The following is a 23,384-nucleotide window of genomic DNA, read 5'->3' on the forward strand; positions in this document are numbered from 1 at the left end:
GGCAATCAATCGCTTGATTGATACACTTGCACCATGCAAAACACTCTAGACAAAAGCCGGCGTGACGAATTGATCGACGCCGCGGCCCATCTGTTCCGTGAGCAAGGTTACGAACGCACCACCGTCCGTGACCTCGCTCAGGCTGTCGGCATGCAGTCCGGTAGCCTGTTCTACCATTTCAAGAACAAGGCAGAGATCCTAGAGGCTGTCATGGCCAAGGGCGTGACCGATATCACGATCAATGCCGAAGCAGCGCTGCAACATGACATTGCCCCCATTGAAAAGCTGCGATCGCTGATCCGCGAGCACCTGAAGGCACTGCTGGGCTCGAGCCAGCATGCACTGGAAGTGTTGCTGTATGAGTGGCATAGCCTGTCGCCCGAAGCGCGCGAGCGCATCGTCGAACTGCGCGACCGCTATGAGGCAATATGGCAGGTCGTACTCGACGAAGTCGCCAGGGACGGCCTGTTGCCTGACGATACCGCATTCCTGCGCAAGATGTTGTTCGGCAGCATGAACTGGACGGTGCAATGGTTCAGGCCAAATGGCAACATGAGTATCAACGAGCTGGCCGATCGCATGCTGAAGTTGATCTGTCGCTGAGCGAGCCAAGCGCACGCATGCAGAGGCCGGCCTGACCGGCCTCTTTTGTTTGGTCTGCGCTGGACGTGGGGGCGGTCCTCATCGAAAATCGTGGCTCCCGATACCTATAACGAAGAGGAGACTGATTTTGAACCCATCTGGCAAAGGCTTTCTGATTGCAGGCGGTGGATCCGGCCTGGGGGCTGCCACGGCCCGCATGCTGGTAGCGCAAGGCACCAAGGTGATCATCGCGGACTGGAACAACGCCGCCGGCTCGGTCTTGGCGGCAGAACTTGGCGAAAATGCCCGTTTCATCAAGACCGATGTGTCCGACGAAGCCATGGTCGCGGCGGCGGTGAACGAATGCGTGACGGCCTTCGGCAGCCTGTGGGGAGCCGTCAACTGCGCGGGCATCGCAACAGGCGAAAAGGTTGTCGGGAAGGAAGGCCCCCACTCGCTGGAACGCTTCTCGCGCACGATACAGGTCAACCTGATCGGGACTTTCAATGTCGTGCGGCTGGCCGCAGAAGCCATGACCCACAATCCACCCGGTACCGATGGCGAGCGTGGCGTGATCATCAACACGGCATCGGTCGCGGCGTTCGATGGCCAGGTAGGCCAGGCGGCCTATGCAGCATCCAAGGCTGGCGTCGTCGGCATGACGTTGCCGATTGCCCGCGAACTGGCGCGCCACGGTATTCGCATCATGACCATCGCCCCCGGCTTGTTCGATACCCCGATGATGGCCGGCCTGCCGGAAGAGGTGCGCACCTCGCTCGGCCAGCAGGTGCCCTTCCCCTCACGCCTGGGGCACCCGGAGGAATACGCGGCGCTGGCAAGGCATATCATCGAGAATTCGATGCTCAACGGTGAAGTGATCCGCCTGGACGGCGCGATCCGCATGGCCGCACGCTAAACACGGCGCTGGCTGGCCGACGATGCGACACTGAAATATTCCCGCGTTGTTGAGTGCATCGTCTGCCTACCCCGCCGGGATTCGTGGTATCCCGCGCAAGCAGGCCAACCGTACCATGGCCAGGAACGGTCGAGTTCGCCGTTCGATATGTCGTATGAATACAACACCCGCTTGTCCGGAAACACCAACAATTCTCTATCGCACACCCCGGCACCATAGCTAAAAGCTGACAACGCAATCGCTTGATTTGTTGGCGTTTAAGCGCTTACTCATATATGCGGGGCGATGCGCCCGCCCTTCCACCCATCCGCTTCCCTCTCCCGCCGATCCGGTTTGTACGGTGGCATGCCAAGCAGATTCGGCTATGCTGACAGCAAGGGAAACAAAAACGCTCAGGGCCGGAGACAGCCGCAACACCTAAAATTGCTGCGGCGCACAATCACACAAAAATATCTTCGCACGATGGAATTCCCCGTACCGTTTTGAGACTAATTCTCTGGGTCTGGGCACCACTCGCCGACCTAACATGACTGGTAGACAAGCAAAGGGCATTGCATATGAATATCTTTGATAACTACGCAGCACGTTATGAACGCACCCGGGAGGAAGAGTACACCCTCCAGGAGTATCTGGACCTGTGCAAGCGAGACAAGCTTGCCTACGCCACCGCAGCCGAGCGCATGCTCGCCGCCATCGGCGATCCGGAGATGATCGATACCCGCAATGACTCGCGCCAGTCACGCGTCTTCGCCAACAAAGTCATCAAGGTTTACCCGGCATTCCGCGAGTTCTACGGCATGGAAGAGGTGATCGAACAGGTCGTCGCCTACTTCCGCCATGCCGCACAGGGGCTGGAGGAAAAAAAGCAGATTCTCTATCTGCTGGGTCCGGTCGGCGGCGGTAAATCTTCGATCGCGGAAAAGCTGAAGTATCTGATGGAGAAGATCCCCTTCTATTGCATCAAGGGTTCTCCGATCAACGAGTCCCCGCTCGGCCTGTTCAGCGAGGACGAAGATGGCCCGATCCTCGAAGAGGACTACGGCATCCCGCGGCGCTATCTTAAGACCATCATGTCGCCATGGGCCGTCAAGCGGCTGCATGAATTCAACGGCGACATCAACAAGTTCCGCGTCGTCAAACGCTACCCTTCGGTACTGAAACAGATAGCCGTCTCGAAGACCGAGCCGGGCGACGAAAACAACCAGGACATCAGTTCACTGGTGGGTAAGGTCGACATCCGCAAGCTGGAAGACTATGCACAGGATGATCCAGATGCCTACAGCTACTCCGGCGGCCTGTGCCTCGCCAACCAGGGGCTGATGGAATTCGTCGAAATGTTCAAGGCGCCGATCAAGGTGCTGCACCCCTTGCTGACCGCGACGCAGGAAGGTAATTTCAAGGGTACGGAAGGCTTTGGTGCCATCCCGTTCGACGGCATCGTGCTGGCGCACTCGAATGAATCCGAGTGGAAGCAGTTCAAGAACAATCGCAACAATGAAGCCTTCCTCGACCGGATTTACATCGTGAAGGTGCCTTACTGCCTGCGCGTGTCCGAAGAGATCAAGATTTACGAAAAGCTGGTGCGCAATTCCTCGCTGTCGCAAGCGCCATGCGCCCCTGGCACGTTGAAAATGATGGCGCAGTTTGCGGTGCTGTCGCGGCTGAAAGAGCCAGAGAACTCCAGCATCTTCTCGAAGATGCTGGTCTACGACGGCGACAACCTCAAGGATACCGATCCGAAGGCAAAGTCGATGCAGGAGTATCGCGACTACGCCGGCGTGGACGAAGGCATGAACGGGCTGTCGACACGCTTTGCGTTCAAGATCCTGTCCAAGGTATTCAACTTCGACAACACCGAAGTCGCCGCCAACCCGGTGCACCTGCTGTATGTCCTGGAGCAACAGGTCGAGCGCGAACAGTTTGCGCCCGAGCTCGAACAGAAGTACATGGCATACATCAAGGAGTACATGGCGCAGCGCTACGTCGAGTTCATCGGCAAGGAAATCCAGACGGCATACCTGGAAAGCTACTCCGAATACGGTCAGAACATCTTCGACCGCTATGTCACCTTCGCCGACTTCTGGATACAGGACCAGGAATTCCGCGACCCGGACACCGGCGAGAGCTTCGACCGCAATGCGCTGAACAACGAGCTCGAGAAGATCGAGAAGCCGGCCGGTATCTCGAACCCGAAAGACTTCCGCAACGAGATCGTCAACTTCGTGTTGCGCGCCCGCGCCCAGCATGGTGGCAAGAACCCGACCTGGACCAGTTACGAGAAGCTGCGCGCAGTGATCGAGAAGAAAATGTTCTCGAACACCGAAGACCTGCTGCCGGTGATCTCCTTCAACGCCAAGGCCAGTGCCGAAGACGCGAAGAAGCACCAGGACTTCGTCGACCGCATGGTAGCCAAAGGCTACACGGCCAAGCAGGTACGGCTGCTGTGCGAATGGTATCTGCGGGTACGCAAGTCGTCGTAACATCAAACACAAGCCGGGCCTAGGTGCCAGCACCGACGTCCGGTTTGCCTGAGCTAAATTTTTCGGGAGATCGATTTGGTTTACCTCATCGACCGACGTTTGCAAGGCAAGAACAAGTCCGCGATCAATCGCGAGCGCTTTCTGCGCCGGCACAAGGCTCAGATCAAGGAGGCGGTTGCGCGTGCGGTCAAGGGCCGCTCGATCACGGATATCGAAAGTGGCGAAAAAGTCTCCATCCCGGTCAAAGATATTGGCGAGCCGACCTTTGGGCACACTCGGGGCGGCATCTGGGAGACGGTTCACCCAGGCAATCAGGAATACCTGAAAGGCGACCGGGTGCCTCGCCCACAGGGTGGCGGCGGCGGCTCGGGCCGTGGTCAGGCCGGCAACAGCGACGAGATGACCGAGGATGATTTCGTCTTCGAACTCTCGCGCGAAGAGTTCATGAATTATTTCTTCGAGGATCTGGAGCTCCCCAATCTGGTCAAGACCCAGCTGGCCTCGGCCACCGAGTTCAAGCAGCACCGAGCCGGCTTTACCATTTCCGGCACCCCGTCGAATATCCATGTGCTACGTTCGCTACGCGGCGCCTTGGGGCGCCGGATCGCGGTTGGAGGCACCCCAAAGAAGCGCCTGAAGGAAGCGGAAGAAGAGCTGGCCTTGTTGCTTGACGAGGTAGGCGAGGATGATCCACGCGTGGTGGCACTAAGGCAGGAAATCCATCACATCAAGGTGCGGCTGCTCGCCATACCCTTCATCGACCCGATCGACCTGCGCTATTCGAATCGCGTCAAGCTCCCCAAGCCGACCAGCCAGGCGGTAATGTTTTGCGTGATGGATGTGTCTGGCTCGATGGATGAGAACAAGAAGGATATTGCCAAGCGCTTCTTCATTCTGCTCTACCTGTTCCTGACACGTGCCTACGACAAGATCGAGGTCGTATTCATCCGCCATCACACCTCGGCCGCCGAAGTCGATGAGAACGAGTTCTTCCACTCGCGCGAATCCGGCGGTACGGTGGTGTCAAGCGCGCTGCATCTGCTGACCAAGGTCATCCGCGAGCGCTACGCCAAATCCGACTGGAATGTATATGTTGCCCAGGCATCGGATGGCGACAACTGGGACAGTGATTCCGTCACCTGCCGCGAGTTACTGACCAATACCATCATGGACCTGGTCCAGTACTTCGCCTATGTCGAGATCACCGATGGCCAGCCACAGAATCTTTGGGAGGAATACACCCAGGTTGCAGATTACCACCCGCATTTCGCGATGCAGAAAATCGAGTCGCCGGCAGACATTTACCCGGTGTTCCGCGAACTCTTCAAAAAGCAGCCGAAATGACACGATCAAAAAAGCTCGTCAAGGCGCAACGCCTGCCGGATCAATCCGAATGGACATTTGAACTGCTGGAGCAGGCGCATCAGCAAATTCGTCGTGTAGCCGAGCGCTACGGCCTCGACACCTATCCCAATCAACTCGAGGTGATCACCGCGGAACAGATGATCGATGCCTACACCTCGGTTGGCATGCCGGTCAGCTATCACCACTGGTCTTTCGGCAAGCATTTCCTGTCCACCGAAAAAGGCTACCGCCGTGGCCAGATGGGGCTGGCCTATGAAATCGTGATCAATTCTAACCCTTGCATCGCCTACCTGATGGAGGAGAACTCGCTGACGATGCAGGCCTTGGTGATCGCGCACGCCAGCTATGGCCACAATTCGTTTTTCAAGGGCAACTACCTGTTCCGCACCTGGACGGATGCCGACGCCATCATCGACTACATGGTGTTCGCCAAGAATTACATCGCCGAGTGCGAACAACGCTATGGCGTCGACGCCCTCGAAGAGCTGCTCGACTCATGCCACGCCCTGCAGAATTACGGGGTGGACCGCTACAAGCGGCCGGCAAAGCTGTCGCTGGCGCAAGAGCGTGCGCGCCAGAAGGAGCGCGAGGAGTACCAGCAGACCCAGGTCAACGAGCTGTGGCGCACCCTGCCGCGACACGCCGAGGAAATCGCGAACAATATGCCCATGCGATTCCCAGCCGAACCGCAGGAGAATCTGCTCTACTTCATCGAAAAATTCGCCCCGCTGCTGGAGCCCTGGCAGCGCGAGGTGGTGCGCATCGTGCGCAAGATCGGCCAGTATTTCTACCCGCAGCGCCAAACCCAGGTGATGAATGAAGGCTGGGCCACGTTCTGGCACTACACCATCCTGAATACCCTGTACGACGAAGGGGTTGTCAGCGACGGCTTCATGATGGAATTTCTGCAAAGCCATACCAATGTGGTGTACCAGCCCCCCGTCACCAGCCCCTACTACAGCGGTATCAATCCTTATGCACTAGGCTTTGCAATGATGCGGGACATTCGCCGCATCTGCGAAGCGCCGACGGAAGAAGACCGCTACTGGTTCCCGGACATCGCAGGCAGCGACTGGCTCAAGACGCTGGATTTCGCCATGCGCAATTTCAAGGACGAGAGCTTCATTGCCCAGTTCCTCTCCCCCAAGCTGATCCGCGATTTCCACTTCTTCTCGGTGCTGGACGACGATGCCGAAGATCAGCTGGCGATCTCGGCCATTCATGACGAAGATGGTTACCGTTACATCCGCCAGAAACTGGCCGACCAGTACAACCTGGGCAATCGCGAACCCAATATCCAAGTATGGTCGGTCAACACGCATGGTGACCGCGCGCTCACCTTGCGCCATACCCAGTTCCAGCGCAGACCCTTGAGCAACCAGACGGACGAAGTACTGAAACACGTGGCCAGGCTGTGGGGCTTCGATGTGAACCTCGAAGCTGTCGACCCACAGGGCAAGATCACGCAGCGATATGAGTGCCATCGCGAGAAACGCGGCAGTCATTGAGGCGGCCCGACGACCCCAAAAAAACCCGCAGGTGCGATACCTGCGGTTTTTTCATTCCTTGCGCTGGAGCGCCTCACGTGCCTTACGTAACTCGCTCTTTCGCACCTCGTCCAGTTCCGGGTAATGAAGGTCGAGCCCGGTCAGCGAGTCGAGTATCACACTGGCGACGGCAATGCGTGTGAACCATTTGTTGTCGGCAGGCACCACATACCACGGCGCATAGTCGGTCGCCGTATTGCGGATCATGTCCTGATAGGCCGCCATGTAGTGGTCCCAGTGATCTCGCTCGGCCGCATCGGCGGCCGAAAACTTCCAATGCTTGTCCGGATTGTCCAGGCGCTCAAGAAAGCGTTTCTTCTGTTCGGCTTTCGAGACATTGAGAAAGAACTTGCGGATCAGCACACCGTTGCGCGACAGGTAACGCTCGATGTGGCGAATATCCTCGTAGCGCTCATGCCAGAGATTGTCGGTGACGAGCCCTGCCGGTAGTTTCTGTTGTTGCAGCAGGTGCTGGTGCACCTTCACGATCAGCACTTCTTCGTAGTAAGAACGGTTGAAGATGCCGATGCGGCCGCGCTCGGGCATGTTGCGCATGCAACGCCACATGTAGTCGTGGTCGAGTTCTTCTGCCGACGGGGCCTTGAATGAAAAGACCTGGCAGCCGGCTGGATCGATCCCCGACATCACGTGGCGGATGGCGCCATCCTTGCCCGCGGCGTCCATCGCCTGGAATATCAGCAAGACGGCCCAACAATCCTGCGAGTACAGGCGCTGCTGAAGCTCGCTCAGCACCAGGATGCCCTGCTGCAGCAAATCCTTGCTCAGCGGCTTCTCTTCGGCGCCCAGCCCGCCCGTGTCGGCGGGGTCCCAGTCTTTGAGCTTGAAGCCGGCGCCATCACTGACACGCAGCGGTTTGGCGAGCTTGTGGGCAATATCAAGCAGTGCGCGGTGGTCTTTCAGGGGGTCTGGCATGGGCTTGCGCTCCGCGGTGATGAACAGTCGTCATCATCATTATGGAAAAGCCCGCCAGGCTTAGCCAGCCCGGCATCAGCGCTGAATACTGCGACGCAGCGATTCGTATTGATTGATGCCAAGCCCAAGCAGGATCAGCACCGTGCCAAGCCAGACGGCTGGGTCGATCGCCTCGTGGTTGAATGCGCTGCCAAGCAACAAGGCGGTGACAGGCGTGATCAGCTGGATCAACGCCACCCGGCTGGCAGGCAGATGCCTGAGCAGGTAGAAAAACAGGCTGAAACCCGCAACCGAGGCGACGGTCGACATATAGGCGATGGCGGCGATGGTTCGCACCGGGACCACTGCCGGCACACCTCCGCCAAACAGCCACCAGCTGACAAGATAGAGCGGCAACGCCAGCGTGAGCGACCCGGCGGTGATGGCAAAGGGGTCGTGTGCTCCGCCGATACGCTTCACCCAGACAGTACTCAGCGCCTGTATCAGCGCACCGACGAGAACCCCGCCTACGGCCAGCGCGGCTTGTGGGCCAACCAGCAAGGACGAGCGATTGATCACCGCCAACCCGATGAGCCCCATGATCAGTCCCAGCAATTTTTGCCGCGAGAATCGCTCCGCCAGCCACCAGGAGGCAAACAGCCCGGTCCAGATCGGCCCCGTGCCGTAGAGCACCGCGATCAGCCCTGACGGCACATACTGGGCCCCCCAGTAGGTCAGCATCATCGAGCAGTATTGCAGCACCCCTGCGGCGAAATAGGTCTCCAGCGCGCGCTTGTCGTGCGGGATACTGACTTTCAGCAAACGGCACAGCACGAGCGTCAGCGCCAGTGCGATCGACATGCGGCTGGCGACGCCAGACAGGAAGCCGACACTATCCACACTCCAGCGGATGCCGAGCGCGGTGGTGGACCAGATAAAGATGATGGCGAAGTAAGCGGGGCCGACGGGCATGGCGGGCTAGGATACGGCCAGCGTTGCAGGCAAGCAAGCGCGGCCCGGTTGCAGAGACGTCGGAATCAGGCATGAAAAAGCCACAGGGGGTGCCTGTGGCCTGTGAGCACCCTCCTCCAGCTGGTGGCCGGTGGCAGCGCAATGCAATACGTTGGGCCGGATTGTCCGCCTACTATCTGGCCGTGTCAATTGCACACAAACGATATATTTTTGCGGTTTCGCGCGTATTCGAACCGGCTTTCCCGGGCAATTGCTGGATTCCGCAGCGCTCGCCTTCCACTCTCATTCAACAGGAGGCCGCGGCGGGCCCTCATTGGGCGGCGGAAGTGGCAGCAGGGCGCGCTGCTCCGGTGTCAGGCCGCGCATAAACTGTTCGCGCTGCTGTTTGCGTTGTTGCAGATAGCCGCGTATCTGCTCACGCACATCGGGCGACAGGTTGTCGAAGAACTGCTTGCGCTGCTCCGGGGCCAACTCGTTCTTGTGGCGCCACTGCTCGCGCTGCTCCGGCGTCAGTGCCTGCAATATGCGGTCATGCGTATCGCGATCGCGCTGCATCTGCGCGCGCGCCTGCTCCCGTTGATCCGGGCTCAGGCTGTCGAAAAAGGCCCGATGCTCCGCTTCGCGCCTCGCCTGCATCTGCTCCCGCAAGGCGTCGAGCTTTTCCGGCGGTAAGCCGCTCCGCCCCGCCTGCTCGCGCCACTTCGCGCGCGCATCCCATCTCTCGCGCAAGTCGTTGGCCTCGTCAGGCGTCAGCTTGCCGTCCTTGAGCGCCCGCTCGAGCCTGCGTTCCCTGTGCTGACGCTGCTGATTCGCCTCGTCATCCTGAACGATCGGCCGCAGCGCGCCAACTGGCGGGCCAGCCACGGCATGGCCTGCCATGGCGGCCAGCAGCAAGGCTGCAGCACAAGGGAGGGAAATGATTGATGGCCATGCCATCGCCTTACGTTTCACGGTTTAACGCTTCTCCGCATCATGCTTTTCCGTATAGATATCGTGGCTGAACTGGTTGAGATCCTGGCGTAAGTCCTTGCGCTCCGCTACGTTAAGCTTGCCATCAGCGCGGTAGGCCTGCTGTTCGGTATGAATGGCGCGGCGCTCCTGGCGCAACGATTGCACCTCGGTCCTGGTCAGCTCCCCGCTTGCGACTCCCTGCGCGATACGCCGATCGTCCCGGTGCTCCTCGTGATGGAGTGGCCCGGCAACGGCGCTGAGCGTCAACCCGGCAAATAGCGACGTGGCGATGATAGCGGTAAATTTATTCATATTGTCCTCCATTTCAACGTTACTCCGATGGCTTGTCCCCGGTGTTGCCTGGCCGACCCCAGTTGTAAATATCTGTGTCGGGGGCAAGCCTGCCGCTCGCAGGCCCGACAGAGCCAGCCGGCGAGAGGCTCCAGTTTCACGGCTCGCTGTAAAACCGATGTTTGCAAAATGGGGAGGATTGTAAAAATCCCGCATGCCATCGCGCTTGCGATACAGCTTTTAACAAATCGCCCCACGCCATCTGCGGTCGGGCTTGCTACACTTTTGGACATGGATACGAACAAGAAACGCATACTGATCATCGATGACGATCCGCGCCTGCGGGAATTGCTGTTGCGCTACCTGACGGAACAAGGCTTCGATGCCGACGCCTATGCCGATGGCAGCCAGCTCGATAAACGCCTGCAGCGCAATCGCCCCCACCTGCTCGTGCTCGACCTGATGCTGCCCGGCGAGGACGGGCTGTCGATCTGTCGCCGCCTGCGCGCGCAGCAGGACAGCCTGCCGATCCTGATGCTGACGGCAAAAGGTGACGACATCGACCGCATCATCGGCCTCGAGATGGGCGCTGACGACTACCTGGCCAAGCCCTTCAACCCACGCGAGCTGGTCGCACGCATCAACGCCATCCTGCGGCGGCAATCCAATCTGCCAGCACTGGCGGCGGCCTACAACAGCGACGAAGTGTATGAATTCGCCGATTTCGTGCTCGACGCCGGCAGCCGCAAGCTGACCCGTGCCGACCAGGACATCCCGCTCACCCATGCCGAGTTCTCCATCCTCAAGGTGCTGGCGATGCACCCACGCCACCCGCTGTCGCGCGAACGCTTGATGGAGCTGGCGCGCGGCAAGGAGCACGAGGCCTTCGACCGCTCGATCGATGTCCAGGTGTCGCGCATTCGCAAACTGATCGAGGATAACCCGGCCGAGCCTCGCTTCATCCAGACCGTCTGGGGCTTCGGCTACGTGTTCGTGCCCGACGGCGGCGCGCGGTGACTTGGCTGCCGCGCCTTCTTCCCGGCACCTTGTTCGGCCGGTTGGCGTTGCTGGTCGTCGGGCTCGTGATTGTGAGCCAGGTCTTCACGCTCGGGCTGCTGGGCTACAGCCGGGCCCAGCTCGTCGCCCGGCAGTTGTCCGAACAGGCGATCGATGCGCTGGCCGAGCTCGAATCGGCGCTGGACCAGGCCTCTGCGGACGAGCGGGCGGTGTATCTCGATCTGTACAACCGTCCCTATTCGATCAACCTGTTGCCAGTCGCCACTGCCCACCCACCGCACCAGACGCCGGACGCAGACCGTTTTGCCGGCTTTCTGGCTGAGCGGCTGGTGGCGGACCACGTCTCGTTCACCGATGCGCGCTTCCAGAACACGCCCAAGCGCGTGCTGTGGATCAAGGTATCGATGCTCGGCGACTGGTACTGGCTGACCGTCCCGCTCGGCGAGGACGGCGGCCAGCTGCGCTGGACCTTTCTTGCTGCCGTGCTCGGTTTTGGCGTCGTGGCGCTGGCTGCGGCCTTTGTCTTTGCCTGGTATCTGAACCGCCCGCTCAAGCGTCTGGCCGAAGCAGCCCGGCAGCTGGCTCAGGGGCAATACCCCGAGCGGCTATCCGAACGGGGTGTGAAGGAAACCCGTACGCTGGCACAGAGCTTCAATCGCATGTCGACGGCACTGGAACAGGCCGAAAGCGATCGCCGCATCATGCTGGCGGGCATCTCGCACGATGTGCGCACCCCCTTGACTCGCCTTCGCCTTGGCGTGGAGATGATGAGCGACGACAGCCTGCGTGACGGCATGCTGACCGATCTTGGCGATATCGAACGCATCGTGAGGCAGTTCCGCGATTTCATTGGCGGAGAGCCGGAAGAAGCCGTCGATGCGACCGATCTCAATGTGCTCGTCAACGACGTCTGCCAACGCTACCGCCGTGAAGGCGTTCCCATCGACACCCGGCTGGTGGGCGACCTGCCGTTGCTGACGGCACGCCCCTTGTCGATGCAGCGTCTGCTCAGCAATCTGATCGACAATGCGCGCCGCTACGGCTCACCGCCGCTTGAGCTATCCACCGGGCAGGCAGCCGGCCGGGTCTGGCTCGCGGTGCGCGACCATGGCCCGGGGGTGCCCGAGGATTCGATCTCGCAGCTCACCCAGCCCTTCGTCCGCCTCGACCCCGCTCGCCAGGCCGATGGTGGCAGCGGGCTCGGCCTGGCCATTGTCCAACGGATCGTCGATGCCCATGGCGCCACGCTGCTGCTGCACAATCATGCCGAGGGCGGGTTCGAGGCACGCGTCACATTTTGATTTGCACAAAAAACGCAAAACGCCTAACATTAAACGGCAAATTGCGTACCCATCATATTCTGTACACCATGAGCCAGTACACCACCCAAACCCTCTCTGAGCCAGCAGCCGTTTATGCGGCTGACGATTACTCTCGTGTGGCCGAATTGCTCTCAGTCGAATTCAGCGACGAGCTGAACGTGGCCGAACAGATCGTCGCCGGGCTGCCTATCGCCGCAGTCAACACCCTCACCGCCGCCGGCATCAAGCGCAGCGAGATAAGCGATCTGGTCGCCCCCGCACGCACCTTGCAGCATCGCCAGAGCAAGGGCGAGCCATTGAGCCCGGAAGAAAGCGAGCGCGCGCTGCGGCTGGCACGTGTCATCGCTCAGGCCGAAACGGTGTGGGGTGACCACGATGCCGCCCTGGCCTGGCTCAGAAAGCCGCTTCGCCGCTTTGCCGGCAAGACGCCGCTGGACATGCTGCATACCGATGTCGGCGCACGCCTCGTCGAGCATTACCTGATCCAGATCGACGAAGGTTACGCAGCCTGACTCCCACCCACTCAGCCTTGACCCTGTGGCGTATCAGCAACCATGCCGATCTGGCCGGCACCGGCGGGCTGCTGGGTGCTGCACGCTGGCACAGCCAGGGGCGTCCCATCGTCTACCTCGCGACGTCGCCCGCCAGCGCCTTGCTCGAGATACTGGTCCACCTCGAGCTCGATTCCCCGCGCGCGCTGCCCAAGGCCTACCAGCTGCTGCAGATCGACGTGCCGCCGCAAGTCAGCCGGCTCGATCTCGATCCGTCGATACTGACCGACGACTGGGACAGGCAGGCCCTGCTCACCCGCCGCATCGGCGACCGCTGGCTGCGCGACCATGCCTCTGCTCTGCTGCATGTGCCAAGCGCCATCGTGCCGCACACGCACAATGTGCTGTTCAACCCGCTTCATCCCGACGCGCGCGGTTGCCGCGTCGTTGCATCAGCCCGTTATCCCTTCGATCCACGCCTGTTTCGCAGCTGAACGGCACCGCCGGGCGCCCGCCAACGGCATGGCACTCACCTTGCCCGCGCCCCGTCTCGTCGGCCTTGTAGCCGCAAAGGGCCGAGGGCCCGCTGTGCTAGAATTGCCGCTTTTTCCGGCCCGTTTCACCTCATGCCCAGCACGTTGTCCGAACTTCGCTCCCGTCTCGATTCCTGTCTGCAGAAAGACCGGCCCAACCTGCGCCGGCGCCTGCGCGAGCTCGATGCACGGCTCAAGCAAGGCAAGCCGTCCGACCGCATGCACGAGGAGCTGGAAACCGCCATCGGCCACTCGCTCGACGGCTATCGGCGGCGCTTGGCAACCCTGCCGCGCCCGGCCTTCGACGACTTTCTGCCCGTCAACCAGCGGCTCGACGAGATTCGCACAGCCATCCAGCAACATCAGGTCGTCATCGTGTGTGGCGAAACGGGCTCGGGCAAGACCACGCAGCTACCCAAGATCTGCCTCGACCTCGGGCGTGGCGTCGCCGGCCTGATCGGCCATACCCAGCCGCGCCGCATCGCCGCGCGCTCAGTGGCATCGCGCATCGCGCAGGAACTCAGCTCGCCGCTCGGCGAGGCGGTCGGCTACAAGGTGCGCTTCAATGACAAGATCAGCGAGCGCAACCACATCAAGCTGATGACCGACGGCATTCTGCTCGCCGAGACACAGGGCGACCGCTTTCTCAACGCCTACGACACGATCATCATCGACGAGGCGCACGAGCGCAGCCTCAATATCGACTTCCTGCTCGGCTACCTGAAGCAGCTGCTGCCGCGCCGGCCCGACCTGAAGGTGATCGTCACCTCGGCCACCATCGACGCCGAACGCTTCAGCCAGCACTTCAACGGTGCACCGGTGATCGAAGTCTCGGGCCGCACCTACCCGGTCGAGGTACGCTACCGCGCCTTGCAGACCAAGGACGAGGACGACCGCGAGGAAGACATGGAAGAAGCCATCGTCGACGCGGTGGACGAGCTGATGCGCGAGGGTGGCGGCGACATCCTCGTCTTCCTGCCCGGTGAGCGAGAGATCCGCGATACCGCGGAGCATCTGCGCAAGCATGCGATGCGTGGCGTCGAGGTGCTGCCGCTGTTTGCGCGCCTCAGCGTCGAGGACCAGCAGCGCATCTTCAAGCCGTCCGGCGCACGCCGCATCGTGCTGGCTACCAACGTCGCGGAGACCTCGCTGACCGTCCCCGGCATCCGTTACGTGATCGACACGGGGCTCGCGCGCATCAACCGCTACAGCCCGCGCGGCAAGGTCACGCAGTTGCAGATCGAGAAGATCAGCCAGGCCAGCGCCCGCCAGCGTGCCGGCCGTTGTGGCCGGGTGGCGGAAGGCATCTGCGTGCGGCTCTACGACGAGGACGACTTCAATGCCCGCCCGCCGTTCTCGGATCCTGAGATCCTGCGCTCGTCGCTCGCCAACGTCATCCTGCGCATGGAGGCGCTCAAGCTCGGCGAGGTCGAGGCGTTCCCGTTCATCGAGCCGCCCTCGTCGCGCCAGATCGCCGATGGCTACCAGCTGCTGCAGGAGCTCGGCGCGGTCGACGAACAACGCCGCCTGACCCCACTCGGCAGCGAGCTTGCCAAGTTACCGGTCGACCCGAAAATCGGCCGCATGCTGATCGCGGGCCGCGACGAGCATTGCCTCGCCGAAATACTCACCATCGCCTCCGGCCTGTCGATCCAGGACCCGCGCGAGCGCCCCTACGAGGCGCGCGAGGCTGTCGACCGCGCCCAGGCACGCTTTGCCGACGAGCGGTCGGATTTCCTGGCCTACCTCAAGCTGTGGGACTTCTTCGATGAGGCCTTCAAGCACAAGAAGTCGAACAAGCAGCTGATCAATCTGTGCCACGAGCATTTCCTGTCGCACCTGCGCCTGCGCGAGTGGCGCGAGCTGCATGCCCAGCTGGCCGGTATCGTGGCCGACATGGGCTACCGCCTCAACGACAAGCCGGCCACCTACGAACAGCTGCACAAGGCCCTGCTGTCGGGCCTGCTGGGCAATCTGGGCATGAAGCAGCAAGAGGACGAGCAATACCTGGGCGCACGCGGCATCAAGTTCAGCATCTTCCCCGGCTCGGGGCTGAAGAAGTCACGGCCGAAATGGGTACTGACCGCCGAGCTGGTCGAGACCACCAAGCTCTACGCGCGCTGTGTAGCCAAAATCGAGCCGGAATGGGTCGAGCCGGTCGCCGGCAGCCTGTGCAAGAGCCACTACTACGAGCCGCATTGGGAGAAGGACCGCGGCGAAGTGGTGGCGTGGGAACGCGTCACGCTCTACGGCCTGCCTATCGTGCCGCGCCGTAATGTGTCCTATGGCCGCATCAACCCGCAGGAGGCACGCGAGCTGTTCATCCGCGAGGGGCTGGCGACGTTCCAGCTGATCACGCGAGGCGGCTTCTACCAGCACAACCAGCACCTGATCCGCGACATCGAGCAGCTCGAACACAAGGCCCGTCGGCCCGATGTGCTGGTGGATGACGAACAGATCTTCGCCTTCTACGACGCGCTGATCCCGGCCGACATCTGCACCGCAGCCGGCTTCGAGGCCTGGCGCGAGCAGGCAGAAAAACAGCAGCCCAAGCTGCTGTGGATGACGCGCGAGGCCTTGATGCGCCACGGCGCCAACCAGGTCACGGCCGATCTCTACCCCGAGGCGATGGACATCAATGGCGTGCGCCTGCCACTGCGCTACCGCTTCGAGCCCGGCCACGCACTCGACGGCGTCACCATCAGCGTGCCGCTGGCCTTGCTCAACCAGCTCGAGCCCGAACAGTTCGACTGGCTGGTGCCGGGCATGTTGCGCGAGAAGCTCGCCAGCCTGATCAAATCGCTGCCCAAGGCGATACGCCGCAACTGCGTGCCGGTACCCGACTTCGTTACCGCCGCGATGACGTCAATGAAAATCGGCGACGGCCCGCTGCTCGATGCCTTCGGTGCCTACGTCCAGCAGCGCACCGGGCAGAGCGTGGTGCATGGCGACTGGAATCTGGCGGAGCTGTCGCCTCACAGCTTCATGAATTACCGCATCGTCGACGACGCCAGGAACGAGCTGGCGATGGGCCGCGACCTCAACGCGCTGAAAGCGCAGCTCGGCCAGGCGGCGCAGCTCACCTTCCGTGACAATGCCCCGTCGATCGAGCGCGAAGGCATCACCAAATGGGATGTCGGCGACCTGCCCGAGAAGATCACCTTCAACAAGGGCAAGCAGCAGCTGACCGGCTATCCCGCGCTCGAGGATAACGGCGAGTCGGTCGCGATCCGCCTGTTCGACACCGAACTCGAGGCACAGGCCGCCATGCGTGCCGGCGTGCGGCGGCTGATGAGGCTGGAGCTCAAGGAGCAGATGAAGCAGCTGGAGAAATCACTGCCTAATTTCACGCAGATCGCCATGCAGCTGCGTGCCGTCGCCAATGCCGACGACCTCAGGGACGATGTGCTGCTCGCCATCACCGACCGTGCCTTCATCGGCGATGAAGACCTGCCGCGCAACGACAAGGCCTTCACAGAGCTGCGCCAGAAGGCCAAGACGCGCCTGCCGGCCGTGACGCAGGGCGCGATGCAGTTGCTTGGACAGATCGCCACCGAATACCAGCAGAATGTGCTCAAGCTCGCCGGCAACCAAAAACCGATGGCCGAGCTGCGCGAGCAGATGCAGCGGCTCGTGTACAAGGGCTTTTTCCACGCGACTCCGTGGGCGCAGCTCGCCCATCTGCCGCGCTACCTCAAGGCCTTGCGCGTCAGGCTCGAAAAATACGCCAATGCCCAGGCACGCGACCAGCAGCGCAGCGCCGAGGTCAACGAGCTATGGGCGCGCTACCTGCAGCGGCAGGAGCGCAACCGCAAGAACGGCGTGGATCAACCCAAGCTCGAAGACTTCCGCTGGCTGATCGAGGAGCTGCGTGTGTCACTGTTCGCTCAAGAGCTCAAGACCCCCTTCCCGGTATCGCTGAAGCGCCTCAACAAATTCTGGGATGACGAATTAGGCCGTTGAGCAAGGCGGCGGCCAGGCCCGCGAACGCTTGTAAAATCGGCCTCTCGGGCTAAGATTGACATATATCCTGGCGTAGTGTGCTTGCGCGCCCGATAAGCTTCGCCACCGACCGATGAACGAACGGCATGACCGGACCAGAGCGATAACGACAATGCTTGAACGATTTTTCCAGCGCCGCAGCAGCAAATCCACCCCAGCCGAAGACCGTGCAAGCTTCGAGAAACTCAACTCGATCTCGCCACTGATCAACGAGCCGGACGAGCACCAGGACGAACCGGCACTCTCGATCAACGGTCAGTTGCGTGAAGAACGCGCGTTTCTGTGCCGCGAGGCCGTACTGGATCGGGACCAGCGCGTGGCCGGCTACGAATTCATGCTGCACCGTTCGCTGACCCAGCGCGTCAAGCTGCAGACCAGCGCCATCGCCCGTCTGTACGACATCGCCCTGATCGCCCACATGCTGGCTGTGGGTATCGATCGCCTGCTCGGCAAGCGCATGGCCTTCATCCCCTTGTTTGCGCTCGAATCGCTGAACGACAAGGGCATCGACGATCTTTCCGCCGCACATTGCGTGCTGAGCTTCGATTTTGAACTGTTCCGCGCCACCCCATTCGAGGATGTTCGCGCACGCATCACCGACCTGCGCCAACGCGGTTTCCGTATCTGCGCGGTGTTCGACGGCCGTTTCGAGCTCGCCGATCTGGAGGTCTACCAGCAGGTCGATTTTCTGGCAATCGACCTGAGCCGCCCGACCGACACCGACATCGCCTCGCCGATCGGCGCCATTCTGGGCGAGCGGCCGGCGATCCAGTTGCTGGCCAAGAACATCGTCCTGCACGAAGAATTCAATGCCGTTTACGACAGTGCGGCGTTGAGCCAGCAGGTCCAGTATTTCCAGGGGCCATTCGTCACCTCGCGCGAGCCGTGGGAAGACAAGCCGATCGAGGCCAGCAAGCTGCGCATCATCGAACTGCTGAACAAGGTGAAACAGGAGGTCGACAGCACCGCCATCGCCGACACGTTACGGCGCGACCCGGTGCTGCTGTACAAGCTGCTGCGCTTCGTCAACAGTCCGCTCACTGGGCTGCGCGCCAAGGTCGAGACGCCGGAACAGGCGGTGATGGTGATCGGCCGCGACAAGCTCTATGGCTGGCTATCGCTGCTGCTGTTTGTCTCGGGCGAAGATCTGGGTGAGGAGTTCGCGCTGCTCGACAATGCGCTGATCCGGGCCCGCTTCATGGAACAGATCGGTAAGCCCAGCCTGGGCGAGGCACAATCGACCACCCTGTTCCTGACGGGAATCTTTTCGCTGCTCGACGTGTTGCTGAAACAGCCAATGCATCGCGCCCTGGGCTACCTCAATCTGCCGCAGGATGTGGTGGATGCCCTGTTGCACGACAGCGGCCCGTGTTTCGCCTACCTGCAGCTGGCCATCGCCTGCGAAAATGCAACGCCGAAAGAACTGGCTGCGCTTGCCGGGCCACTCACGCTGACGGAGCAGGATGTCAACCGGGAGCACATCGAGGCAATCGTCTGGGCCAATCGCTTCGAGGACGAATAAACCCTGACCGGGGCTACCGGCCGTCACTCAACGTCCGCGTTTGGCCGGCTTGTGGCGGGCTTGGGACTGAGCATGCCGCTTGCCCACGACAGTTGATCTGGCTGGCTCTGGCGCCAGCGTTTCGGGGTGCTCATAGGCCTCACGCAGGCGGTGGGCCAGTAGATTGACAGCCATCGCGTAATTGACGCTACGGTTGTAGCGCGTAATCGCGTAGAAGTTGCCGAGTCCAAGCCAGTATTCGTTCACACCGGGCTCGGTTTCCAGCATGAACAGCACGGCCTTGTCGCCCATGGGCAGCGCTTCCACCGGCTTCACCCCACGTTCGGCCAACTCCGCCACGCTGTAGTGCAGGTTGAATTTGTCGGCCAGCAAGGCCGCCACCTGGTCGCCTTCTGCCTCGGCCCTGACCGCTACCGGGGCATCAGCCTGCCAGCCATATTTCTTGAAGTAGTAAGCCACGCTGCCGATCGCATCGGCCGGGTTGCGCCAGATATCACGCTGACCATCGGCATCGAAATCGACGGCAAACTCGCGGAAGCTGGCTGGCATGAACTGCGGCATGCCCAATGCGCCGGCATAGCTGCTCTTGAAGTCGAGCGGGTCCCGGTTTTCCTCGCGGGCGAGCAGCAGGAAGTTTTCCAGCTGCTCCTTGAAATAGTCCGCGCGACGCGGGTAATCAAAAGCGATGGTGCTCAATGCGTCGATGGCGCGGAAACCGCCGGCATTGCGCCCATAGCCCGTTTCCACCCCCAGGATGGCCACTACGTATTCGGGCGCCACGCCGTACTCGGCACGGGCCTTGTCCAGCCAAGCCTTGTGTTGACGCCAGAAAGCGATCCCTTCGCGCGTCTTGTGCTCATTCAGGAAATTACCCTGGAACTGGTACCACGGGCGCGACGTCGCCGGTTTGTCCAGCGCGGCGATGATCGACGGCTTGATCTGCACGGCGCCAAACAGATCCTGCAGCCAGGTCCGTTCGAAACCGTGGCGCTCGACCATCTGCTCGATAAAGGCCCGCACGTCGTCGCGCTCGCTCAGGCTGCCATCGTTGCCGCCATCGCCTCTGGCCGGCGCTAAGACGCAAACAAATATCAGGAAAGGGAGTAGGTAACGATTCAGGAGGGAGTGCGTCATGCGGCGCCAGTGCTGGTTTTTACGCTATTATGGCACGATGATTTCAAGCAAGCAGCTACGTTTGGCACGCTTGGCGATGGGCTGGGGCTGGCTCGCTCTCGTGTGCTACGGCTCGTTGACCCCAAGCCCGCCCCAGATCGACATCAGCAATTTCGACAAGGTCGAACATTTCACCGCCTATGCCTTCCCGATGTTCTGGTTCGCCCTGCTCTACCCCGGGCTCGGGCGGCGGCTCACGATCGCCGGGCTGCTGGTCGGCATGGGCGTCGCCATCGAGTTCCTGCAGGGCATGACGCCGTATCGCACCTACGACACCATGGACATGCTCGCCAACAGCACCGGTGTGGCCATTGGCTGGTTGCTGGTGCAGTCACGGCTGGGAATATGGGTGGAATGCGTACTGCGGCTCGCCACAAAAAACTGAGCCCTGCATCTGCAGGGCTCGTTCGGCGCCACGCCAAGTGCGGGCTTACTCGTTACGATCAAGCTCGTTGAACTTGTCTTTCACCGTGGCCCACTGCTCGTGGTCGGGCAGCGGATCTTTCTTCTCGACGATCACAGTCCACTTCGGGTTCTTCGACAGATCGCGGTTCAGGTCGATATAGTGCTCCTGCCCCGCAGGCACATCGTCTTCAGCGTAAATAGCCTCTACCGGGCACTCTGCGACACACAGCGTGCAGTCGATACACTCATCCGGGTCAATCACCAGGAAATTAGGGCCTTCGCGGAAACAATCCACCGGGCATACGTCGACGCAATCGGTGTATTTACACTTGATACAGGATTCGGTTACAACGTAGGTCATTGAGATTCCTTACATACGGCTAAGTCGGCGTCAGTGCTTGATTTTAGCAGAATCACCGCATCATGCGGCCGATTTCCTGATGCTTATGCCGCCCTCATTTGCCAGCCAGCCGCAGATGCCTTCTCCATCGCACAAACCGTATCGTGGCCGCTTTGCCCCGACGCCCTCCGGGCCACTGCACTTCGGCTCGCTCGTCGCAGCAGTCGGCAGCTACCTGGATGCCCGCGCGCGCAATGGCCAGTGGCTGCTCCGCGTCGAAGACATCGACCCGCCGCGCGAGCTCAAAGGCGCGGCTGACGACATATTGCGCACGCTGGAAGCTCACGGCTTCGAATGGGACGAAGAAGTCGTCTATCAAAGCCGACGCAACGCAGCTTACGCCGATGCGCTCGCCCGACTCGACGTCGCAGGCCTGACCTACGGCTGCGCCTGCACGCGCAAGGAAATCGCCGACTCGGCAACACGCGGAATCGAGGGCCTGGTCTACCCCGGCACCTGCCGCAACGGGCTTGCCACCGGGCGCACGCCACGTGCATGGCGGATCCGCGTCCCCGATGGGTCAATCCAGTTTGACGACCGGATTCAAGGGCCAGTCAGCCAGCAATTGGGCAGCGAGATCGGCGACTTCATCCTCAAGCGCGCCGACGGGCTGTACTCCTACCAACTCGCTGTGGTGGTGGACGACGCCGACGCGGGCATCACCGACATCGTGCGCGGCGCCGACCTCAAGCTCTCCACGCCACGCCAGATCTACCTGCAACACTGCCTTGGCGTGCCCACCCCGAGCTACGCCCACCTGCCGCTAGCGCTCAATCGCCAGGGAGACAAACTCTCCAAGCAGAACCTCGCCAAGCCGCTCGACGCCGCCCGTGCAGCCGCTTCGCTGGCTGACGCACTGCGCTTTCTCGGCATGCAGCCACCACTCGACGCCAACCTGGCCGACCTACCCAGTTTGTGGCAATGGGCAATCGCCAACTGGGACATCAGGCAGGTTCCCACCGGCGACACAGCCAGCAAGCCCGACTATGATGACGCCACCCAAGCCCGGGCCATCTAGCAATCAAATCAAAAAAGCGTTGACACGCGCCACATGCCAGCATAGAATGCGCGCCTTCCTCGTTGCCCAGCAGCGTGGAAACGTAGCGTCCCCATCGTCTAGAGGCCTAGGACACCGCCCTTTCACGGCGATAACCGGGGTTCGAATCCCCGTGGGGACGCCACACCTCCGCAGCAAGACATAGCCTCAATGTCCCCATCGTCTAGAGGCCTAGGACACCGCCCTTTCACGGCGATAACCGGGGTTCGAATCCCCGTGGGGACGCCATCTTAACCCCAGTGATCTTTTCGGTTGCTGGGTGCAAATGCAAGATGCCGTTTTTCAGCACGGCCTTTTCCACCACCGTTCGTACCAGCGCCTTGCGGTGCTTGATACCGCCCATCGCCAGATTGTGGCGAAACTCCTGAACATAACGTCTCAATGCCGCATCCGATAGGTCGATCGGGGTGGCGGTCATGAGCTTGGCTGCTGTTTGCCGTTTTGCCAGTGCCAGATGCTGTTCTTCCAGTTGATCCAGCCGCTCCAGAATCGGGCGCCGGTGCTTGACTTCGGTCAGCATGCCGGTCAGTTCGCAGATTTCCTTGTCCAGTGCCTTGAGTTCCTGCTGGGGTGCCTGCCCCTGGCTATCCTGGGTTTGCTGTACCGTACGCACCTGCTTCTCGATTTCAACACGTAAGGCGCTGAGGCTTTCCAACGTCACCAGTTTATCCAGGACCGCAGCCAGCACGGCTTGGTCGAGCGGGTCGCGTTTGATGCCACGCGCACCGCAAGACTGGCTGCAGCAGTAGTAACCGGCGTTACCTTCCATGCGGGCACTACAGCCGCAATGCAGCAGGCTGCCGAACAGATAGACGCTGCGGCGCTGCCGTGTCACCGCTTGGCTACGGCACTGCAGCTGATTCAGCAGCATGTGCGCTTCGTCTTCGGTGATCAGCGATTCGTGGGTGTTGCGCTCGATCATCCACAATGATCGGTTCCAGACATAACGCCCGACATAGAGCTCGTTACATAGGATGCCGCTGCCCTTGCGTCGATTGCCATAAATGCAGGAGACCGCCCAGGTGCCGCCTCTGGGCGCCGCTACGCCCATTTGGTTCAACTGATAGGCAATCGCTTGAACGCTCCAGCCATGGGCATATTGCTCGAAGATCCATGTCACCCAGCGAGCCTGTTCAGCGTCGACCTGGAGCTTGTGCCCCCCGTCAATAGGGACGGACCGATAGCCGAAAGACTTACCGCCCCCATGGAAACCGCGATCGACCCGCCCGGCAAGTCCGCGATGCGTTTTGTGCCGCAGATCGTCCAGATACAGCTCGTTGACCAGGCTGCGCACCTGCCGCATCACCTTGCGGCCGGCAAGCTCCGAGTCGTAACCGTCGGCACAACCTATGATGCGCACTCCACGATGCTCCAGTCGCCGGACAATACGCTCGCTCTCGACGAGGTCTCGCGACAGCCGGTCCAGACCTTCGACGATCAGGGTGC

At 61.1% G+C, this 23,384-nt stretch carries 20 protein-coding genes and 2 tRNA genes; 15 read left to right on the forward strand and 7 right to left on the reverse strand.

Annotated features, from left to right (window positions below; all coding sequences use genetic code 11):
• Positions 1 to 33: 33 nt before the first annotated feature.
• The 5 genes from ABWL39_RS15835 to ABWL39_RS15855 all read left to right on the forward strand — a co-directional run bounded on the left by ABWL39_RS15835 (position 34) and on the right by ABWL39_RS15855 (position 6,851).
• Entirely contained in the window at positions 34 to 603 is a 570-nt protein-coding gene (locus tag ABWL39_RS15835) for a TetR/AcrR family transcriptional regulator (protein ID WP_367793342.1), read from the forward strand.
• Between the two features lie 127 nt (positions 604 to 730).
• Complete coding sequence (locus tag ABWL39_RS15840) at positions 731 to 1,498, forward strand: 3-hydroxyacyl-CoA dehydrogenase (RefSeq protein ID WP_367793345.1); 768 nt, start codon at positions 731 to 733, stop codon at positions 1,496 to 1,498.
• A gap of 557 nt (positions 1,499 to 2,055) precedes the next feature.
• The gene (locus ABWL39_RS15845; protein WP_367793348.1) at positions 2,056 to 3,978 is read left to right on the forward strand and encodes a PrkA family serine protein kinase; all 1,923 of its coding nucleotides are present in this window, start codon (positions 2,056 to 2,058) and stop codon (positions 3,976 to 3,978) included.
• A gap of 75 nt (positions 3,979 to 4,053) precedes the next feature.
• Positions 4,054 to 5,322 (forward strand): YeaH/YhbH family protein, encoded by a 1,269-nt coding sequence (locus ABWL39_RS15850; RefSeq protein ID WP_367793351.1) that lies wholly within the window; start codon positions 4,054 to 4,056, stop codon positions 5,320 to 5,322.
• The gene (locus ABWL39_RS15855) at positions 5,319 to 6,851 is read left to right on the forward strand and encodes a SpoVR family protein (RefSeq protein ID WP_367793354.1); all 1,533 of its coding nucleotides are present in this window, start codon (positions 5,319 to 5,321) and stop codon (positions 6,849 to 6,851) included. Before ABWL39_RS15850 ends, ABWL39_RS15855 begins: the two co-directional genes overlap by 4 nt.
• Before the next feature lie 51 nt (positions 6,852 to 6,902).
• On the opposite strand, the gene ABWL39_RS15860 is transcribed toward ABWL39_RS15855, so the two are convergent.
• The 4 genes from ABWL39_RS15860 to ABWL39_RS15875 all read right to left on the reverse strand — a co-directional run bounded on the left by ABWL39_RS15860 (position 6,903) and on the right by ABWL39_RS15875 (position 10,037).
• Complete coding sequence (locus tag ABWL39_RS15860; protein WP_367793357.1) at positions 6,903 to 7,823, reverse strand: polyphosphate kinase 2 family protein; 921 nt, start codon at positions 7,821 to 7,823, stop codon at positions 6,903 to 6,905.
• Between the two features lie 75 nt (positions 7,824 to 7,898).
• Positions 7,899 to 8,774 carry a DMT family transporter gene (locus tag ABWL39_RS15865; protein ID WP_367793360.1) on the reverse strand — a complete coding sequence of 292 codons (876 nt, stop codon included), beginning with the start codon at positions 8,772 to 8,774 and terminating at the stop codon, positions 7,899 to 7,901.
• 282 nt (positions 8,775 to 9,056) lie between these two features.
• A complete protein-coding gene (locus ABWL39_RS15870) occupies positions 9,057 to 9,668 on the reverse strand; it encodes a hypothetical protein (protein ID WP_367793363.1) in 612 nt (203 codons plus the stop codon).
• 60 nt (positions 9,669 to 9,728) lie between these two features.
• Positions 9,729 to 10,037 carry a hypothetical protein gene (locus tag ABWL39_RS15875; RefSeq protein WP_367793366.1) on the reverse strand — a complete coding sequence of 103 codons (309 nt, stop codon included), beginning with the start codon at positions 10,035 to 10,037 and terminating at the stop codon, positions 9,729 to 9,731.
• 270 nt (positions 10,038 to 10,307) lie between these two features.
• Between ABWL39_RS15875 and ompR the strand changes: the two genes are divergently transcribed.
• The 6 genes from ompR (at position 10,308) to ABWL39_RS15905 (ending at position 18,903) form a co-directional block, all read left to right on the forward strand.
• Positions 10,308 to 11,033: a two-component system response regulator OmpR gene (ompR, locus tag ABWL39_RS15880; protein WP_367793369.1), complete on the forward strand. Its 726-nt coding sequence runs from the start codon at positions 10,308 to 10,310 to the stop codon at positions 11,031 to 11,033.
• Positions 11,030 to 12,334, forward strand: a complete 1,305-nt coding sequence (locus tag ABWL39_RS15885) for an ATP-binding protein (protein WP_367793372.1) — start codon at positions 11,030 to 11,032, stop codon at positions 12,332 to 12,334. The genes ompR and ABWL39_RS15885 overlap by 4 nt, the downstream gene beginning before the upstream one ends.
• Positions 12,335 to 12,471: 137 nt before the next feature.
• Positions 12,472 to 12,867: an antitoxin Xre/MbcA/ParS toxin-binding domain-containing protein gene (locus ABWL39_RS15890; RefSeq protein ID WP_367793375.1), complete on the forward strand. Its 396-nt coding sequence runs from the start codon at positions 12,472 to 12,474 to the stop codon at positions 12,865 to 12,867.
• Positions 12,868 to 12,884: 17 nt separating this feature from the next.
• Positions 12,885 to 13,340: an RES family NAD+ phosphorylase gene (locus ABWL39_RS15895; protein ID WP_367793379.1), complete on the forward strand. Its 456-nt coding sequence runs from the start codon at positions 12,885 to 12,887 to the stop codon at positions 13,338 to 13,340.
• A 132-nt stretch (positions 13,341 to 13,472) separates the two neighbouring features.
• Positions 13,473 to 17,342: an ATP-dependent RNA helicase HrpA gene (gene hrpA, locus ABWL39_RS15900; RefSeq protein WP_367793382.1), complete on the forward strand. Its 3,870-nt coding sequence runs from the start codon at positions 13,473 to 13,475 to the stop codon at positions 17,340 to 17,342.
• Between the two features lie 151 nt (positions 17,343 to 17,493).
• Positions 17,494 to 18,903 carry an EAL and HDOD domain-containing protein gene (locus tag ABWL39_RS15905; RefSeq protein WP_367793385.1) on the forward strand — a complete coding sequence of 470 codons (1,410 nt, stop codon included), beginning with the start codon at positions 17,494 to 17,496 and terminating at the stop codon, positions 18,901 to 18,903.
• A 27-nt stretch (positions 18,904 to 18,930) separates the two neighbouring features.
• Here the strand turns inward: ABWL39_RS15905 and mltB are convergent, their stop codons facing one another.
• Positions 18,931 to 20,037: a lytic murein transglycosylase B gene (gene mltB / locus ABWL39_RS15910; protein WP_367793388.1), complete on the reverse strand. Its 1,107-nt coding sequence runs from the start codon at positions 20,035 to 20,037 to the stop codon at positions 18,931 to 18,933.
• A 61-nt stretch (positions 20,038 to 20,098) separates the two neighbouring features.
• On the opposite strand from mltB, the gene ABWL39_RS15915 reads away from it, so the two are divergent.
• On the forward strand, positions 20,099 to 20,461 hold the full coding sequence (locus ABWL39_RS15915) for a VanZ family protein (RefSeq protein ID WP_367793391.1): 363 nt from the start codon (positions 20,099 to 20,101) through the stop codon (positions 20,459 to 20,461).
• A gap of 45 nt (positions 20,462 to 20,506) precedes the next feature.
• Here the strand turns inward: ABWL39_RS15915 and fdxA are convergent, their stop codons facing one another.
• Complete coding sequence (fdxA, locus tag ABWL39_RS15920) at positions 20,507 to 20,842, reverse strand: ferredoxin FdxA (RefSeq protein ID WP_367793394.1); 336 nt, start codon at positions 20,840 to 20,842, stop codon at positions 20,507 to 20,509.
• Between the two features lie 115 nt (positions 20,843 to 20,957).
• Here fdxA and gluQRS point away from each other — a divergent pair, with 115 nt between their 5' ends.
• The 3 genes from gluQRS (at position 20,958) to ABWL39_RS15935 (ending at position 22,166) form a co-directional block, all read left to right on the forward strand.
• Complete coding sequence (gene gluQRS, locus ABWL39_RS15925; RefSeq protein WP_367793397.1) at positions 20,958 to 21,899, forward strand: tRNA glutamyl-Q(34) synthetase GluQRS; 942 nt, start codon at positions 20,958 to 20,960, stop codon at positions 21,897 to 21,899.
• A gap of 87 nt (positions 21,900 to 21,986) precedes the next feature.
• Positions 21,987 to 22,062: transfer RNA gene (locus ABWL39_RS15930), tRNA-Glu, on the forward strand.
• Between the two features lie 28 nt (positions 22,063 to 22,090).
• Positions 22,091 to 22,166, forward strand: a tRNA-Glu gene (locus ABWL39_RS15935).
• Here the strand turns inward: ABWL39_RS15935 and ABWL39_RS15940 are convergent.
• Positions 22,126 to 23,379: a recombinase family protein gene (locus tag ABWL39_RS15940; RefSeq protein ID WP_367793417.1), complete on the reverse strand. Its 1,254-nt coding sequence runs from the start codon at positions 23,377 to 23,379 to the stop codon at positions 22,126 to 22,128. The genes ABWL39_RS15935 and ABWL39_RS15940 overlap by 41 nt on opposite strands.
• Positions 23,380 to 23,384 lie beyond the last annotated feature (5 nt).

Origin of the sequence: Chitinivorax sp. PXF-14, assembly GCF_040812015.1 — a bacterium.
Taxonomy (GTDB): domain Bacteria; phylum Pseudomonadota; class Gammaproteobacteria; order Burkholderiales; family SCOH01; genus JBFNXJ01.